General features: G+C 35.6%; 17 protein-coding genes and 1 riboswitch. Of the genes, 11 read left to right on the top strand and 6 right to left on the bottom strand.

From position 1 onward, the window contains the following. The 3 genes from AWV75_RS18895 to AWV75_RS19245 form a co-directional block, all read left to right on the top strand. Window positions 1-670: hypothetical protein (locus tag AWV75_RS18895; protein WP_197429589.1), on the top strand; the 670-nt coding region annotated here is incomplete at its 5' end. Between the two features lie 31 nt (window positions 671-701). Then, the gene (locus AWV75_RS14960; protein ID WP_060875135.1) at window positions 702-971 is read left to right on the top strand and encodes a hypothetical protein; all 270 of its coding nucleotides are present in this window, start codon (window positions 702-704) and stop codon (window positions 969-971) included. Between the two features lie 55 nt (window positions 972-1026). Continuing rightward, window positions 1027-1158, top strand: a complete 132-nt coding sequence (locus AWV75_RS19245) for a hypothetical protein (protein ID WP_262491997.1) — start codon at window positions 1027-1029, stop codon at window positions 1156-1158. Window positions 1159-1280: 122 nt separating this feature from the next. Here AWV75_RS19245 and AWV75_RS14955 read toward each other — a convergent pair whose 3' ends face one another. Further along, the gene (locus AWV75_RS14955; RefSeq protein ID WP_060875131.1) at window positions 1281-2027 is read right to left on the bottom strand and encodes a hypothetical protein; all 747 of its coding nucleotides are present in this window, start codon (window positions 2025-2027) and stop codon (window positions 1281-1283) included. Between the two features lie 454 nt (window positions 2028-2481). Here AWV75_RS14955 and AWV75_RS14950 point away from each other — a divergent pair, with 454 nt between their 5' ends. Further along, window positions 2482-3873 carry an RtcB family protein gene (locus AWV75_RS14950; protein WP_060875130.1) on the top strand — a complete coding sequence of 464 codons (1392 nt, stop codon included), beginning with the start codon at window positions 2482-2484 and terminating at the stop codon, window positions 3871-3873. Window positions 3874-3877: 4 nt separating this feature from the next. Then, entirely contained in the window at window positions 3878-4510 is a 633-nt protein-coding gene (gene prfH / locus AWV75_RS14945; protein WP_060875129.1) for a peptide chain release factor H, read from the top strand. Window positions 4511-4518: 8 nt separating this feature from the next. On the opposite strand, the gene AWV75_RS14940 is transcribed toward prfH, so the two are convergent. Together AWV75_RS14940 and prmA are read right to left on the bottom strand one after the other, a co-directional pair. After that, the gene (locus AWV75_RS14940) at window positions 4519-4794 is read right to left on the bottom strand and encodes an ATP-dependent Clp protease adaptor ClpS (RefSeq protein WP_002987178.1); all 276 of its coding nucleotides are present in this window, start codon (window positions 4792-4794) and stop codon (window positions 4519-4521) included. Window positions 4795-4821: 27 nt separating this feature from the next. Then, entirely contained in the window at window positions 4822-5652 is an 831-nt protein-coding gene (gene prmA / locus AWV75_RS14935) for a 50S ribosomal protein L11 methyltransferase (RefSeq protein WP_060875128.1), read from the bottom strand. A gap of 122 nt (window positions 5653-5774) precedes the next feature. Here prmA and AWV75_RS14930 point away from each other — a divergent pair, with 122 nt between their 5' ends. Further along, window positions 5775-6998 carry a porin gene (locus tag AWV75_RS14930; RefSeq protein WP_002987182.1) on the top strand — a complete coding sequence of 408 codons (1224 nt, stop codon included), beginning with the start codon at window positions 5775-5777 and terminating at the stop codon, window positions 6996-6998. Between the two features lie 124 nt (window positions 6999-7122). Further along, complete coding sequence (locus AWV75_RS14925; protein ID WP_060875127.1) at window positions 7123-7611, top strand: hypothetical protein; 489 nt, start codon at window positions 7123-7125, stop codon at window positions 7609-7611. Between the two features lie 47 nt (window positions 7612-7658). On the opposite strand, the gene AWV75_RS14920 is transcribed toward AWV75_RS14925, so the two are convergent. The 3 genes from AWV75_RS14920 to AWV75_RS14910 all read right to left on the bottom strand — a co-directional run bounded on the left by AWV75_RS14920 (window position 7659) and on the right by AWV75_RS14910 (window position 10466). Continuing rightward, window positions 7659-7892, bottom strand: coding sequence for a hypothetical protein (locus AWV75_RS14920; protein ID WP_060875126.1), 234 nt, complete (start codon window positions 7890-7892; stop codon window positions 7659-7661). An 80-nt stretch (window positions 7893-7972) separates the two neighbouring features. Further along, a complete protein-coding gene (lysA, locus tag AWV75_RS14915) occupies window positions 7973-9136 on the bottom strand; it encodes a diaminopimelate decarboxylase (protein ID WP_060875125.1) in 1164 nt (387 codons plus the stop codon). A 10-nt stretch (window positions 9137-9146) separates the two neighbouring features. Continuing rightward, on the bottom strand, window positions 9147-10466 hold the full coding sequence (locus AWV75_RS14910; protein WP_060875134.1) for an aspartate kinase: 1320 nt from the start codon (window positions 10464-10466) through the stop codon (window positions 9147-9149). A 432-nt stretch (window positions 10467-10898) separates the two neighbouring features. Here AWV75_RS14910 and AWV75_RS14905 point away from each other — a divergent pair, with 432 nt between their 5' ends. From AWV75_RS14905 to AWV75_RS14890, 4 genes are all read left to right on the top strand, one after another. Next, window positions 10899-12650: an ABC transporter ATP-binding protein gene (locus tag AWV75_RS14905; protein WP_060875124.1), complete on the top strand. Its 1752-nt coding sequence runs from the start codon at window positions 10899-10901 to the stop codon at window positions 12648-12650. A 74-nt stretch (window positions 12651-12724) separates the two neighbouring features. Further along, a complete protein-coding gene (locus tag AWV75_RS14900; protein ID WP_002987195.1) occupies window positions 12725-13090 on the top strand; it encodes a PUR family DNA/RNA-binding protein in 366 nt (121 codons plus the stop codon). 65 nt (window positions 13091-13155) lie between these two features. Next, window positions 13156-13216, top strand: a riboswitch (Fluoride riboswitch). A gap of 29 nt (window positions 13217-13245) precedes the next feature. Next, window positions 13246-14463 (top strand): chloride channel protein, encoded by a 1218-nt coding sequence (locus AWV75_RS14895; protein ID WP_060875123.1) that lies wholly within the window; start codon window positions 13246-13248, stop codon window positions 14461-14463. Between the two features lie 323 nt (window positions 14464-14786). Further along, the gene (locus AWV75_RS14890; RefSeq protein ID WP_060875122.1) at window positions 14787-16340 is read left to right on the top strand and encodes an FMN-binding glutamate synthase family protein; all 1554 of its coding nucleotides are present in this window, start codon (window positions 14787-14789) and stop codon (window positions 16338-16340) included. The last annotated feature ends 196 nt before the right edge of the window (window positions 16341-16536 follow it).

Here is a 16536-nt window from a genome sequence, read left to right as displayed (position 1 = left end):
ACTAGCAGCTAATTTAGGTTGGGCTTCGCTGGGATTGGGTATTGCGGGTATGGCGAGTGGTATTACAGGCTATAAGAAAAAACCTATAGTTCAATCAATAGCTAATTACAGCTCAAATACTGAAACACTTCCTTTCAGGAACAGCACATCTCAACCTGCATCAAATAGCGGAATTGACTCATTCCCTAGACCTTATCCATCAGATGTCAAAAGAGAATCTTTTCAAGTGAACGACAACATAAAAGGATATAGTTTTACATCCCATAGTAATACAGAAGATAATCACCATATAGTCAGTGTTGCACATGGAGCCTTGAGAAAAGGAACTTTCAAAAGTGCAATACCCGTTCATTTAGCTGGAAAAATTGGTGAAAAATACGAATATAAAGATTTTCTTCACCACATTTCCATGAGAAATAACATCCCTATTAATACCCCTTATAACGGATACGATGTTCCTAATGTAGATTTACAATCTCCTAAAATGGCCGCAACATTTACCGAAACATTAAATACAATTGAAACTGCAATACATCCCACTTATCCAAATCAAGTAGCCGTTTTAACTTCTATGAATTATACAACAACACTAGAAGAACTAGCAGCGCATTTTGCGAAAAAAGGAGCAAAGAGTCTCACTCTTTTCTGCTGTCTAGAACCAGTACCATAAATTGAATCCTAAAAACAACATAAACGTAACGATGAAAAAATATAAACTTACAGAAGAATCTATGCTTCACAAAGGCTATACACTTTGGTGTATAGAAAATATAGCGACTGGAGAAAAAGGAGGCTGGATTGAAAACGAAAAGAATCTAAGTCAATCGGGAGATTGCATGATTTTAGAAAATGCCAAAGTATTTGAAAAAGCCGTGATCAAAAATAACGCTCAAGTATATGGTACTGCCCGTGTTAAACAAGAAATTATTGTCGCTACTGATGAGTACCTAGTTGAATATCAATACACTTAGAATGAAATCAATTCATTAGCTTCACTTAAGCTTAAGGCACAACACGTTCAAACACATGAATCTCTTCCTTTGTATGCTATGGGATGAACCGGTAGATTTTTCTATGTTTGACCAATATATCAATAAAGTTAAACGACGTGTAACAGCTACATTTGATACTGTATTAGTGGTTAAAGTTTTACCCTAATGCAAAGAATAGATCTAATTACTAAAAGCTACAACAGCAATAATTTTCTACCAATACGCTCTTAGCTAATAACAAGAAGAGGAAGCCTAGGCTTCCTCTTCTTGTTTATTATATCAAACAAATTATTTCAATTCTACTGTATATTCTAATACTTTTGGATTGTTTATCACATCTGACATTTTAAATTCTTTGACAAATGATTTACCATCTTGTGCAACTAAAGCGTCTGGATAAGAGACTGATTTGATTGGTTGTTCAAAATTCACTTTGATACGATACGTAAACATCCCTGCCATCTGTCCCATTTCACCTAACCCTTTTTGTAACTCTTCTGGTTTCACTGATAAGGTACGTTGCAAGGATTTTTTCTTCCATTCAAATTTAGATTTCTTCACAAACTCAGGTGCGTCTAATTTCTTGCCATTTCCCTCTCCTAATGCACTTAATTCAGCTAGATTAACCAAAGAAGTGTTCAAATCGGATGCATTTTTAGCGCTAATTTTCAAACCAATATTCCCAATTGAATCATTCATCATCACGCGCACGCGAAGATTTTCTGTTTTCTTTAATAAATTGGGATTTGCTTTTAGGATACTATCTTTCTTTTGTTCTGGTTTTTTACTTTCTAACAAACTAAGATCTAGCAATTGTTCTACCGTTAATTCCTCTCCATTAATTAGATCCAACGCTTTTTTCACGTCTTTAGACATTCCATTTGCACTGCTAGGCATTGTTTGTAGTAATTCCGAGAAATCCATATCCATTGCATAGGTGATTCCTCCTTCTTTTTTTACCGTTACCTCTTCTGTTGTTACACAAGATTGAAATAGAAAGCCGAAGGCCATCATCAATCCAATTACTTTTTTCATACACTATGTTTTTGATTTACAAAAATAGACAAATCTTACTAACAGCCTTCTTTTACTATTTTAATTCTTATACTGGTATTTATTGCCTTTTATTTTCGTTTTATCCCTTGTAAAAAATAAAAAATCATTTTTTGTTGTTTATATCAGAAAGTTTTTGCAAAATTTGCATTCAAATAAGTTTAACACATCAAAAACGAAGAAAAAATGTTTGTACTAAATTCTACATCGGCATTGTTCACATCCGCACAAGGTGCAGGCGTGTATCTTCGTGGTACTTCTTTTTAGTAAAAAAATTACTTTTATATATGAAAAGCCCGAAGATGTAAATTCGGGCTTTTTTTTGTTTATTCCGGACCCTTTACAGAAAACCCGAATTGACGTGTTGGTCGAACGCCAACGATTTTTATGTCATGTATAACTTACATGACCCTTATTGTCAATTAAACAAAATATCATGGGAAGGAAACTTTCAGGGAAAGACTTAATTCAATTGGGTTTTCCTCAAAATAATACAATCAATATTGCTTTAGGTACCATTAGTCGGTATAAGAAAAAAGAAAACAAAGACGCCGTACTTAGAGAAGCAAAACAAGTGTTACAAAACCCTCAAGCCTATTTAGGTGATGGCATTTGGGGAAAAGTAGCAGAAAGCATGGTCAAACAAGTCGAAATTAAACGACATGAATTGACGCACACTAGAGCACCTTTCTCCATTTTTGGAGCAGATGCCATAGATGAACAGACCAAATATCAATTATATACCGCTTTAAAATTACCTGTTGCGGCAGCTGGTGCTTTAATGCCCGATGCCCATTATGGATATGGATTGCCAATCGGTGGAGTTTTAGCTACACACAATGCCGTTATTCCTTATGGTGTTGGAGTTGATATCGGATGTCGAATGAGTTTATCTGTATTCAATTTACCAGCTAATTTCCTCAAGGGAAAAGATCATCAGCTGTTGAATATACTATCTGATCACACGAAGTTTGGGATGTATGAAACGCATCAAAACAAAGTTGATCACGAAGTGTTCTACCGCGATGAATTTAAAAATATTCCTTTCGTGAAAGGGTTATTAGATAAAGCCTACAAACAATTAGGTACCTCCGGAAGTGGAAATCACTTCGTTGAAATTGGCCTTGTTCACTTAGCGGAAACCAAACCAGAATGGAAATTAATTCCTGGGGATTATTTAGCCGTTTTATCCCACAGTGGATCGAGAGGCTTAGGAGCTAATATTGCGAAACACTATACTTATTTGGCAACGAAACAATGTCCTTTACCAAGTAATGCGCAGCATTTAGCTTGGTTAGATCTCGATACTCACGATGGTCAGGAATATTGGATGGCAATGAATTTAGCAGGAGACTATGCTAAAGCGTGTCATGATGATATTCACCGTCGACTTGCCAAAGCATTGGGAAAACAAATTGCTTTTACCATAGAGAATCACCACAATTTTGCGTGGAAAGAAGTTATCAATGGAGAAGAGCTCATTGTTCACCGCAAAGGAGCAACACCTGCAGCTGTTGGTCAATTGGGAATTATCCCAGGATCAATGACAACGAATGGATTTATCGTAGAAGGTTTGGGAAATGAAGCTAGCTTGCATTCTGCTTCACATGGAGCAGGTCGATTACATTCAAGAAATGTTTGCAAGAGTAAATTCACCAAGAGCGAGATTAAGACAGAATTAAAAACAGCAGGTGTTCAATTGATTGGTGGTAGCGTAGATGAAGCACCAATGGCTTATAAAGACATCAATGCAGTCATGCAAGCACAACGTGATTTAGTAAAAGTATTAGGAACCTTTACTCCTAAGTTTGTGCGAATGGATAAGTAATACTATGGAGCGAATTATACAAATTACATCGGGAAGAGGGCCGGCAGAATGTGCTCTTGCTGTTACCAAAATCGCTGCGATTTTGGTCAAAGAAGCAAATCAGCAGCAGCTTATTGCCTCCTATTTACCTTCAACAACAGCGGAATCTGATTCGATTTTTGTTGAAATAAACGGAGTAGACAAACAAGGCGTTCAAGCATTTATCCAATCGTGGCTAGGAAGTATACAATGGATTTGCAGTAGTCCTTTGAGACCCAAGCATAAACGCAAGAACTGGTTCATCGGTATTTTTGAAACCGAACCGAGAGAACAAGCAGTACTTTGGGAGGAAAAAGATTTTGCTTATCAAGCGGTTCGCAGTTCAGGTGCAGGTGGACAACATGTCAATAAGGTAAGCTCTGCGGTACGCATCACGCATCTTCCAACTGGTTTACAAGTCATGGCAATGGATAGTCGATCACAACACCAGAACAAGAAATTAGCCAAGGAACGATTGCTACTTAAATTAGAGCAATCCAACGAACACAATGCGGAGCTTGTAGAAAAGCAGACCTGGATGAATCAGCTACAAATAGCAAGAGGAAATCCTACACGCGTATTTATTGGACTACAATTTAAACAAAAAGGGAGCTATTAGCTCCCTTTTTATTGTATTTCAGCACTTAACCCTGCATCTAATAATTGCAAGCATTGTGGTTTTAACTTTTTAAACTCACCCGTCTTAACCGTACATTTTCCAGTATAATGCACTAATATCGCACATTGCTCTGCCTGTTCTGCTGTATGGTCACATACTTTGATTAAGGTTTCAATTACATGATCAAACGTATTGACATCATCATTATACAAGATAATTTCACTTTGACCATTTAGCAATTCTGATACATCAATCTTTTCTTCTACGATTTCTTTTGTACTCATAATATCAAAATTTTAATACAATGACTATCACTTTTTAAACTTCAAAGATACCCAATTATTTTTTTCTAATTGATTTTCAAAGGTTAAACCTTTTTCTTCTGCTGCTTTTTTAATACTTGAAACATCTTCTGTATAGAATCCACTGAAGTAAATCTCCGCATTTTCTTTCATGGTTCGGATATAATAATCCATATCATTCAATAAAATATTGCGGTTAATGTTTGCTAAAACTACATCGTATTTAGGTTCTTGAACTAAGATGGATGCATCCCCTTCAAATACTTCGATATTGCTACAAGCATTACGTGCTGCATTTTCAATTGAATTCAAATAACACCAATTATCAATATCAATAGCATCTACGTGCTTCGCTCCACGCATAGCGGCCAAAATAGCTAAAATTGCCGTTCCACATCCCATATCCAAAACAACTTTGTCTTGCATATCGTTGTTTAAGATTTGGCGCACCATCATATAAGTGGTCTCGTGATGCCCTGTTCCAAAACTCATTTTAGGCTCAATTACAATATCGTATTGTGCTTGTGTTTTGTCGTGAAATGGCGCTCGAATATAGCATACTCCATCTACATCAATGGGATCAAAATTCTTTTCCCACTCCTCATTCCAATTCACTTGTTCAATTTCTTCCTTTCTATACGTAATGGTAAATTGATCGGATTGTAGAATAAAAATATCCTCTAAAATATCTTCTGTCCACAAATCTTGTTGTACATAAGCACTAACACCGATGGCTGTTTCTTCAAAACTTTCAAATGCTTTTTCACCTAATTCTGCGATAAGAATTTCTACACCAGGCACTAAAGGCTCTACTGTAAAATGATATCCAATATATGACATGCTGTTTTTTCTTTACTATCTTTAGTTAACCATTTAATAACATTACCCTTACATTTCAATAACAACGATATAAATGTGGAAACAAAACTAATCTTATTTTTGCAATCTCAACACACGAACACATGAAAAAAATCTATTTATTAATATTGTCGTTACTATCACTTAACGCAATAGCACAAAAGATTGAGACCGCTAATAATGATATTAAATTAGCGCAACTTCCTTATTACAACTTCGGTAAAGGAGTTGGAATTACCTCTTCGGATAGTATTTTTCAATTGAATTTGCGTTTCCGTATGCAAAATCGCTTGACCTTTATGGAAAATGAAGGAGAGAAAACAAAATATGAAGGAGAGATTCGTCGTTTGCGTTTGCGTTTCGATGGTTATGTAGGGAATCCTAAATTCTTATACGTGATACAGTTGTCTTTTGCACCAAAAGACATGGGTAAAACGGTGGAGGGAGAATCAGTCAATATCATACGTGATGCGGCTATGACGTATCGTCCGAATGAGAATTGGAGTTTCATTTTTGGACAAACAAAACTTCCAGGAAATAGACAGCGTATTAACTCTTCAGGAGCACTTCAGTTAACCGATCGTTCAATTAACAACTCTAAATTTAATATAGACCGTGATTTTGGTTTACAAGCCTACTATCACCAAGAGCGCAAAGACAAATTTGGTTATGTCATCAAAACAGCGGTTTCAACAGGGCGTGGAAGAAATTTCCAAGGTTCTGAAAGTGATAGTTATGCTTTAACAGGTCGCGTAGAATTATTCCCTATGGGAAGTTTTAAAAATAATGGAGCTTACTTTGAAGGAGATATCGCGAGAGAAACTAAGCCAAAGTTAATGCTTGCTGGTACGTTTTCACACAATAATAATGCAGAAAACTCACAAGGACAAACGGGAACTAAATTATATGAAACGAGAAATCTAAACTCATTCATGGCCGATGCAATCCTAAAATATGATGGATGGGCTGGAATGGTTTCTTTTATGAATCGAAATGTAGATGATGCTATTACTTCGGGTATAGATCCAGATGGAACTAAACGCAACAGCTATGTATATGCAGGGCACGGAATGGATTACCAATTGAGTTACTTATTTCTTAATAATTACGAGTTAATTGGCCGTGTTTCAACTCAAAAAATGAAAACGCAATTATATGAGCAATTAAACTTACCTAATACAACGGAATTTACTGTTGGTGTGACCAAATATTTATGGGAACATGCTTTCAAACTTCAGGCTGAATTGACCTATGACAAGTTAGATTTCTACCAAGGGTCAAGTAAAAATAACTGGTATTTTAGAATGCAATTCGAAATTGGTATATAATTTCCTTTTTTAGCCTAAGTTTCTAAGTAAAAGTTCATTAATACAAATAGAAAGCTAAAAAATAATTACAATATTCTGTTTTTTTTATATATATTTATAAGAGTACAATCTTAACTAATTAGCGATGAACAGATTATTTTATTATTTCAGCATTCTTCTTGTTGGAGTAAGTGTGATGGGCTGTAAAGACAAGACTCCATCCCCCACTCCTTCTGAAGTAGAGACAAGTACTCCAGTAGATCAAGTAAAAATTGATTCTGCGATTGACGAATACGAATTGATTTCGCAAGAAACGATAGATAAACTAAACGAAGCTATTCAGCGTGAGAAACTAACTTCAGTAGAGGGAATCATGCGATACTATGCGCCTGAAGATAAGGAAGCAGAAGGAAAATATAGCTACGATATCACTGTTTTACAAATGTCAAATTCATCACTCACTTTGGTAACTTTAACCGAAGATGGAATAAATGATGATTCAATGCGAGCTAAAAAAGTAGTGATGACGATTAAAAAGAAAGAGGGACAAAACCACGTGACGCAAATCAAACAAAGCTATCAATGCTGGGAAGGACGAGGCCACACCAATTGGAATGCTTCTCATTGCAGCTAACATAATAAAAAAAGTCGTGATTGGTATCACGACTTTTTTTATTATTCTTATTCTGCTTGAGGTTGTTGTTCATCATCCTTTTTAGCAATATTCATATTTGGAAATTTCTTTTGAATAGATTGTAAAGCAAATTCATTAATTTCATTCATTGCTTCAGGTGAAGGCAATTTTAATGTTTCTGCATTGTGTTTTAATACTTCTTCTAATAAGATTTGTGTTCTTAATAATTGAAAGTTCAAATCGATTAATTCTCCTGCTACGTCGATATCTCCTAATTTCATCTTACTGGTGTTAAATTAAAGTTTTGTTTTTATCTCAATCAAATTTAACAAAGTATTTCTAATATCTACTACAAAAGCATTTATTCTTCAAAATAAAATTGCAACGGCTGACGCAGATTATAACGAGAGGACATCACCTCTCCATAAGCACCTGCAGAACGAATGGCAATCAAGTCTCCACGAACTAATACAGGAAGTGTTACGTTCTTGCCAAAACAGTCGCTACTTTCACAAATAGGCCCTACTACTTCATATCTTTCAGTTGTGTCAACCTGAGGTTCTCCTTGTCCTAAGCTTTGTATTTGATGATACGCTTGATATAGTGCTGGTCTTAATAATTCAGTCATACCCGCATCGAGAATGGCAAAGTTTTTATTCACTCCTCTTTTAATATACAATACCCGACTAATTAAACTTCCGCAATTAGCCACTAATGATCGTCCAAGTTCAAAATGCACTTGTTGCTCTGGTTTGGGTTCTAAAAAACGATGAAACAAAGCAAAAAAGCTGGCAAAATCTACGATTGCTTCTCCATCTGGATCTTTGTAATTAATGCCGACCCCTCCTCCTACATTCAAGATGGGTACCACAATTCCTCTTTCAATAAACCAGCTATTCCATTCATTGACTTTTAAACATAATCGCTTGAAAACGGTCCAATCTGTAATTTGAGAGCCTACATGAAAATGCAACCCTACCAAAACTAAAGCGCTATCATTGGAATGAATTAATGTCAAACAATCTTCAAGTTCATGCATCATGATACCAAATTTATTCTCGTCCAACCCTGTCGTAATATAATGATGGGTATTTGCATCTATATTGGGATTTATGCGTAAAGCAATTGAAGCATGAGTTTCCATTTCTCTAGCTATGGCATCAATAACTTGCAATTCTTCTAGTGATTCTACATTAAAAGCCAATATACCTTGACTCAAAGCCAGTCGGATTTCCTTTTCGGTTTTTCCTACACCAGCAAAAACAATCGCTTTCGCTTGAAATCCATGCGCAATAGCCGTTTCTATTTCCAAGCCGCTGACACAATCAGCTCCCAATCCTAAGGTGCTAATTTCGTGGAGTATTCTTGGATTATTATTCGCCTTTACCGCATAGTGGATGTGAAAACCATATGAATCGGCAGCTGCTTTTGCAGCAGATATTGTAGCTCTGAGCAAAGGCAAATCATAGTAATACAACGGGGTTTCTTCTTTTTTTAGTTGTTCTAATATAGCAGTTGAAATCATAGTTTTCTCTTTAAAATAATCGGTGGTGTAAAGCGCGTAATGCTTCTATTTTGTATTTAGACGGTAGCAAAAGTGAAATATTATGCTCACTTCCTCCGTAGGAAATCATGCGAATCGGTATGTGCTTTACCGCTTCTGAAACCAGCGTTGCATATCCATTCTTATTGCGTTTAAAATCTCCTACAATACAGACAATGGTTTGATCTTCATCCACATCTACCTTTCCAAAATGGGTCAATTCAGCAACAATTTCCTGTAAATGCGTACAATCATCTAGCGTCAATGAAACTGCTACTTCAGAAGTGGTGATCATATCTATGGGAGCTTTGTAACGTTCAAAAACTTCAAAAACACGTCTTAGAAAACCATAAGCCAATAACATACGCGAAGAGTGAATGCGAATGGCTGTGATATTATCTTTCGCTGCAACTGCTACAATTTCATCGGGATGATCAAACGTAGAGGAGATTAAAGTTCCTGGCGCGTGGATATCCAACGTATCGAGTAATCGCACAGGAATATTGGCTTTTTGCGCAGGAAAAACACTTTGAGGATGTAATATTTTTGCTCCAAAATAGGCTAATTCAGCGGCTTCATCAAAGCTCAAATGAGCAATAGGTTTGGTGTTCGACACACAACGTGGATCATTGTTGTGAAAACCATCAATATCCGTCCAAATTTGAATCTCTTCTACCTTCAATGCTGCTCCAATCAGAGAAGCTGTATAATCAGATCCTCCTCGTCTTAGGTTGTCTATTTCGCCAAAAGCATTTCTACAGATGTACCCTTGGGTTATAAACAAGGTTGCCGCTGGAAATTGAGCGAGCTTATCGTTTACTTGTTGCTGAATATAGGGTAAATCAGGTTCCTGATCTTCATTGATTCGCATAAAGTCTAAAGCGGGAAGCAAAACGGATACAATCCCTTTTTCAGTAAGATACTGGTGAAATAAAGCCGTTGACAACAATTCGCCTTGTGCCAAAACCCAACGTTCCTCTACTGAAGTGAACAAATCATTGCCCAGTTCATCTAACAGCGTAAAATGACTTTGAATTAGCGTATGTCCCATTTCTTTTCCTTGTGTAGTAACAAAAAGCGTATCCACAAATACGCGATAGGATTGTAGAAGCTGTTGAATCTTTTGCCGCGCCTGAGCTACTTCTCCTTCTGCATAATATGCTGCAATTGCTACTAATGCATTTGTTGTTCCTGCTACTGCAGATAACACGACCACTTGTTTATCGCTCTTTTGCGATTGGATAATAGGCCATAATTTTTCGAATCGCTCAGGACTTCCCACAGAAGTTCCTCCAAATTTTAATACTTTCATATCTTTCATTTACACACAAAAAAAGGGTTTGTCGCGATGACAAACCCTTTGTTATTTTATTTCATTATAAAAAATAAGGAGATTGCTCACGATACTTGACGTAAGTTTATCTTCTTTCCCTTTTTTATAACGATAAATTGCATTTTTCTTCTTTTTAGTATGCAACAAATATATTCACTTTCTCCTTACCTTTTATTTTATTAGAATATTTTTAACTATTAGTTAGTTTATTTTTAAGAATTAGATTTTATTCTTCCCCTCAGTTGTCTTTTATTTAAGTGAGTTAATTTCCTTATCCTTATATGAAATGAAAGATCAGTATTACGAGAAAAAAGAATAATAGTTTATATTTGCATCTTACTTTTCAAAGTTGTGAAAAGATGGTTTTATCTCCGTCATTTTCCTTACTTTGCAAGACTAGACAAACAAACTATGCGAGCTTTACAATCCTTAAATAAATATTTCTATAAGTATAAATATCACTTCCTTACTGGTGTTATTATTACGATCGTTGCTCAGATTTTCACTCTTTATACGCCAAAATTAGTTGGGGATTCGATTCGAATTTTAGAGCAACTAAACACCTTTGATAAGGAAAAAGTTACTTCGCTTTTGTTGTCCAATATCTTTTGGATTTTGGTTACGACTTTAATCGCGGGTTTTCTGACTTTTTTAATGCGTCAGACCTTGATTGTGATGTCACGTCATATTGAATTTGACCTTAAAAATGATATTTTCAAGCATTACGAGGTTCTTACACAACGTTTTTACAAGCAAAATCGCACAGGAGATTTAATGAATCGCATCAGTGAGGATGTTGGAAAAGTACGACAATACGTAGGCCCTGCGGTAATGTATTCAATCAATACATTAATTCGCTTTGCAGTTGTCTTGACGCAGATGTATATTATTTCGCCTCAATTGACTTTTTATTCGCTTCTTCCTTTGCCATTATTGGGTTATTTTATTTTTAAGCTAAGTAAACAAATCAACGAACGCAGTTTAATTTTTCAGCAGAACTTATCCATCTTATCTACCTTTACACAAGAGATATTTTCAGGGATGCGCGTGATTAAGGCCTATGCTATTGAGCCTAAAAAAGTAGCTGAATTTGAAGAATTAACACAGAGCAGCAAAGAAAAATCGCTTAAACTTGCAAAAACGGGAGCCTTAATTGGTCCTTTGATGATTTTGTTGATTGGATTGAGTAATTTACTCGTGATTACCATTGGTTCTATCATGTACTTTAAGGGCAATATTCCCGATATTGGAGTCATTGCTCAGTTCATTCTTTACATCAATATGTTAACTTGGCCTGTGGCTTCTTTGGGATGGATTTCGTCGATGATTCAAGAAGCAGAGGCTTCACAAAAACGCATCAATGAATTTTTGGATGAACAACCTGAAATTTACAATACCAATCCTAATCCTACAGAAATAAAAGGAGATATTACCTTTGAACAGGTTTCTTTTACTTATACAGATACGGGAATTCAAGCCTTGAAAGAAGTTAGTTTTAGCTTAAAACAAGGAGAGACTTTAGCTATTCTTGGAAAAACAGGTTCAGGAAAAAGTACGTTACTATCGTTGATTAGTCGTCTCTATACTATTGATTCTGGGCGTATTCTATTTGATGGAACTCCTATTGAGGATTGTAACTTAGCTGATTTAAGAAGAAATGTTGCGGTTGTTCCTCAGGATTCCTTTTTATTTTCGGATACCATCAGCAATAATATTCGATTTGGTAAGGAAGATGCTACGATTGAGGAAATAATTGACGCAGCTAAAAAAGCTGTAGTTCACCACAATATCGAGCAATTTGAAAAAGGCTATGAAACCATTTTAGGAGAACGAGGATTAACCTTATCTGGTGGGCAAAAGCAGCGTGTTTCCATTGCAAGAGCTTTAATCAAAGACGCTCCTATTCTCTTATTGGATGATGCTTTATCTGCGGTAGATACAGAAACAGAAGAGCGCATCTTAAAACATTTAGAAAAACACAGCAAACATATCACTACGTTAATTGTCACCCATCGTGTGTCTTCAGCAAAAAATGCAGATCAAATTATTGTCTTAGATCAAGGGGCTATTATTCAGACTGGAACACATGAAACTTTGATTAATCAACAAGGATATTATGCGGAGTTACATGAAAAACAATTGAAAGAAAAAGAAATAGTGTAAAAAGTTGGTTTATTAGGATTTTTTTTAGACTTTTGAAAGCTATATATACAAATCAATTAATTGATAGAAGGATTATGAGAGATAACGAAATGTTAGAAAAAGAAGAGATTTTCTCGAAAGTATTGAGAGCGGGTAGAAGAACTTATTTCTTTGATGTAAGAGCTACAAAAGCTGATGATTACTACATAACCGTAACTGAAAGTAAAAAATTCACAGAAGACGATGGATCATTCCACTTTAAAAAACACAAAATTTATTTATACAAAGAAGATTTTGCTGCATTTAAAGACATCTTAGATGAAATGACAGAATACGTAGTAAATCATAAAGGTGAAGAAGTTATTTCTGAAAGACACCAAAAAGATTTCAAAAAAGAATATCAAAAAGAAGATGATGATTCAGTAAACAGTTTTACAGATGTAGAATTTGATGATATTTAATCTTTTATAGAAAATAAATAAGAAGTTCAACTCTTTGGGTTGAACTTTTTTTTTATCTTTGTATCATCATAATAGGCAATGATGTCTGCCTCAAACCGCCTTGTAGCTGATGACGTCTAGTATACTATAGTTTATATAATCTATACAAAGCCGTTATGAATACAAGTAAAAAAATTAAAGACTTTCTTTTTCATTCTCCGAACAAACCCTTTGTTTGGGTATTTTTAAGCTTACTTCTTGGTGGTTTAATTGGTAGTGCCTCTGCCCTATTTCTATTTGTTCTCGAATACGTTACAACAGTACGTCAAGCTAATCCCATATTCTTATTTGGCCTTCCTATAGGAGGATTTTTCATTGGTTGTTTGTACTACTACTTTGGAGGAAATGCAAACAAAGGCAATAACTTATTAATTCAAGAATATCATCATCCTGTAGCAAAAATCCCCTTCAAAATGGCTCCTTTTGTCTTAGTAGGTACCTGGGTGACTCACTTATTTGGGGGTTCTGCTGGTAGAGAGGGAACCGCTGTACAAATGGGAGGTGCTATAGCTGATCAATTTACCAAACTTTTTAAACTTGAAGCAAAAGATCGACAAGCTATGCTCTTAATGGGGATTGCAGGTGGATTTGCTTCTGTTTTTGGCACTCCACTAGCGGGAACGGTGTTTGCTTTAGAACTCATGGTTGTTGGTCGTAACAAATACACCTACATCTTGCCTTTGCTCCTTACTTCCATTGTCTCTCATTATATCTGTTTAACTTGGGGCATCACCCATACTGTTTATACCGTAGATTGGGTTCCTGCCTTAGCTCTTTATCCCTTATTCAAAGTGAGTATTGCGGGTGTATTATTTGGGTTAACTGCTATTCTATTCGTCAAATCGACAGATACGGTTTCGCATTTGGCAACAAAATACATTAGTTACCCACCATTGCGTCCATTTTTTGGAGGAATTCTCTTTCTTCTCTTGTTTTACTTGATTCAAGAGCCACGACTCTTAGGCTTGGGGGTAGAAACCATTGTTGATTCATTTCATAGCTCACAACCCTATACCCTATTTTTACTCAAAATAGCATTCACCGCTCTTACCTTAGGTGCAGGCTTCAAAGGTGGGGAAGTAACTCCTTTGTTCTTTATAGGTGCGACCTTCGGAAGCTTTTTAGCCCTATACCTTCAATTGCCTATTGGATTTATGGCTAGTTTAGGATTTGTAGCTGTATTTGCAGGTGCTACAAAAACACCTTTAGCCTGTATCTTTATGGCCACTGAATTATTTGGCAGTGAAACACTTATCTACACTGCACTTTGTTGTCTCATCGCTTATTTTATCAGTGGTAAACACAGCATCTATAAATTTCAATTATACCTATAAAACAAAGCTTCCATACGCTTAAACACTAAAAAAAAAGAGCAAAGATTACATTTTAATCACACATATATAAAAATATTTAAAAAATCGTCATTCAACGCTAATAAAATTATCATATTAGCATTTTTACAGCGTAATCTTGCCAAAATAATAATTATAAAAATCTTTTAAATTCAAAATCTTTACTACCTTTGCTTCCGATAGAAGTGATTTTATTTTCTGTTTTTTTTGAAATAGAAAAGGGAAAAAAAACTCTATTCACCCTATTTTTAAACTATTAACATTACAAACTAGACAACAAAAAGATTGCACTAAATTTTAGATTTATGTTTCACAAAAAGTTTTTTAATCGATTCACATTTGGACAATTGACCATTGCATTGGTTGTGATTTACGTATTGTACTCTATTACCACTTTTGTTCTTTACCAATCAACAGCTAGCATTGTTAATCTTGTAATCTCCGGAATTCTAACATATTTAACAATCTATGATTTAATTCAAAACAAACATACGATTCGTAAAAACTATCCTTTATTTGCGCGTTTCAGATATATGTTTGAATCTATTCGTCCAGAGATGCGTCAGTATTTTTGGGAAGGAGAATTAGACGGAAAACCATTTAACCGTCGCGAGCGCTCTATTGTTTATCAAAGAGCTAAAAATGAAAAGCAAACCGTTTCATTTGGTATGCAAGATGACGCTAATCGTATTGGTTACGAATGGGCTGCACACTCTGTATATCCAAAACACGTTTCAGATACTAATTTCAGAACCTTAATTGGAGGGGAAGATTGTAAACAACCCTATAGTGCAAGTATTTATAATATTAGCGCAATGAGTTATGGTGCTTTGAGTAAAAAAGCGATTACTGCTTTAAATGAAGGAGCTAAGATTGGTGGTTTTGCCCATAACACAGGTGAAGGAGGAATTAGCCAATACCACCGTTCAGGAGGAGATTTAATTTGGCAAATTGGTACAGGATACTTTGGTTGTCGTGATGAAAAAGGATTTTTCAGTGATCATTTATTTGAAGAGCGTTCAAACTACCCTGAGGTAAAAATGATTGAGTTAAAGCTTTCTCAAGGAGCAAAACCTGGGCATGGAGGATTACTACCTGCTGAGAAGAATACGGTTGAAATTGCTGCAATTAGAAGTATTACACCACATACAACAGTACACTCACCATCTGGACACACAGCATTCAGCAATCCAGTTGAGTTAGTACAATTTTTAGCTAAACTTAGAATGTTATCAAACGGAAAACCAGTTGGATTTAAAATCTGTATTGGTCGTAGAGATGAGTTTTTAGCTATTATTGACGCAATGAAACAAACAGGTATCACACCAGACTTTATCACTATTGATGGTGCAGAAGGTGGTACAGGAGCAGCTCCATTAGAATTTATTGACTATATGGGAATGGCTTTGAATGATGCTTTAGTATTTGCTAATAAAACATTAATCGAAAACGGATTAAGAGGAAAAATCAGACTTTTAGCTTCAGGAAGAATTATCTCTGCCTTTGATATTGCTAAAACAATGGCTCTTGGTGCTGATGCATGTTATAGTGCGAGAGGAATGATGTTTGCCTTAGGTTGTATCCAAGCCTTACAGTGTGATAGTGGTCACTGTCCTGTAGGTATTGCTACACAAGATGAAAGTTTATACAAAGCATTAGATGTTACTGATAAGAGAATGCGTGTAGCAAACTTCCACAAAAATACGATGAAAGCTTTAGGAGAGTTCATCAGTGCAGTTGGATATGAAAAACCAAATGAAATTGATCCTAGAACGTTCCATAAGCGTGTGGATCATGGTGTAACTAAGAGTTTCCAAGAAATGTACTTCGGAGAATTAGATACGCGTAAAAAAGCATAACGCATTCAATTGATATAGAAAAAGGCTGTCTTTTGGAAGACAGCCTTTTTTTATTCTATACCGAACTTTTTAGCAATCTTACCTCAATAACCTCCTTCTGCGTTACGGTCATAAATAAGAAGAGGGAAGCCTTGTTAGCCCCCCTCTTTCTTTCCCTAAAAAAAGCACTCACTCTTAAAGAGCGAGTGCTTAAAAC

Origin of the sequence: Myroides odoratus (genome assembly GCF_001549985.1) — a bacterium.
Taxonomy (GTDB): Bacteria; Bacteroidota; Bacteroidia; order Flavobacteriales; family Flavobacteriaceae; genus Flavobacterium; species Flavobacterium odoratum_A.
Note: the sequence above shows the minus strand (reverse complement) of the source record. Positions and strands in the feature narration are given on the sequence as shown.

What these genes read in the sequence shown, in the direction of transcription:
- prmA (WP_060875128.1), bottom strand. Translation starts at nt 5,652, where the DNA reads ATGTCATATATTGGATATCATTTTACAGTAGAGCCTTTAGTGCCTGGT.
- AWV75_RS14955 (WP_060875131.1), bottom strand. Translation starts at nt 2,027, where the DNA reads ATGAAAAAAGTAATTGGATTGATGATGGCCTTCGGCTTTCTATTTCAA.
- AWV75_RS14920 (WP_060875126.1), bottom strand. Translation starts at nt 7,892, where the DNA reads ATGAAATTAGGAGATATCGACGTAGCAGGAGAATTAATCGATTTGAAC.
- lysA (WP_060875125.1), bottom strand. Translation starts at nt 9,136, where the DNA reads ATGATTTCAACTGCTATATTAGAACAACTAAAAAAAGAAGAAACCCCG.
- AWV75_RS19245 (WP_262491997.1), top strand. Translation starts at nt 1,027, where the DNA reads ATGAATCTCTTCCTTTGTATGCTATGGGATGAACCGGTAGATTTTTCT.
- AWV75_RS14925 (WP_060875127.1), top strand. Translation starts at nt 7,123, where the DNA reads ATGAACAGATTATTTTATTATTTCAGCATTCTTCTTGTTGGAGTAAGT.
- AWV75_RS14895 (WP_060875123.1), top strand. Translation starts at nt 13,246, where the DNA reads ATGAATACAAGTAAAAAAATTAAAGACTTTCTTTTTCATTCTCCGAAC.
- AWV75_RS14890 (WP_060875122.1), top strand. Translation starts at nt 14,787, where the DNA reads ATGTTTCACAAAAAGTTTTTTAATCGATTCACATTTGGACAATTGACC.
- AWV75_RS14905 (WP_060875124.1), top strand. Translation starts at nt 10,899, where the DNA reads ATGCGAGCTTTACAATCCTTAAATAAATATTTCTATAAGTATAAATAT.
- prfH (WP_060875129.1), top strand. Translation starts at nt 3,878, where the DNA reads ATGGAGCGAATTATACAAATTACATCGGGAAGAGGGCCGGCAGAATGT.
- AWV75_RS14940 (WP_002987178.1), bottom strand. Translation starts at nt 4,794, where the DNA reads ATGAGTACAAAAGAAATCGTAGAAGAAAAGATTGATGTATCAGAATTG.
- AWV75_RS14900 (WP_002987195.1), top strand. Translation starts at nt 12,725, where the DNA reads ATGAGAGATAACGAAATGTTAGAAAAAGAAGAGATTTTCTCGAAAGTA.
- AWV75_RS14950 (WP_060875130.1), top strand. Translation starts at nt 2,482, where the DNA reads ATGGGAAGGAAACTTTCAGGGAAAGACTTAATTCAATTGGGTTTTCCT.
- AWV75_RS14960 (WP_060875135.1), top strand. Translation starts at nt 702, where the DNA reads ATGAAAAAATATAAACTTACAGAAGAATCTATGCTTCACAAAGGCTAT.
- AWV75_RS14910 (WP_060875134.1), bottom strand. Translation starts at nt 10,466, where the DNA reads ATGAAAGTATTAAAATTTGGAGGAACTTCTGTGGGAAGTCCTGAGCGA.
- AWV75_RS14930 (WP_002987182.1), top strand. Translation starts at nt 5,775, where the DNA reads ATGAAAAAAATCTATTTATTAATATTGTCGTTACTATCACTTAACGCA.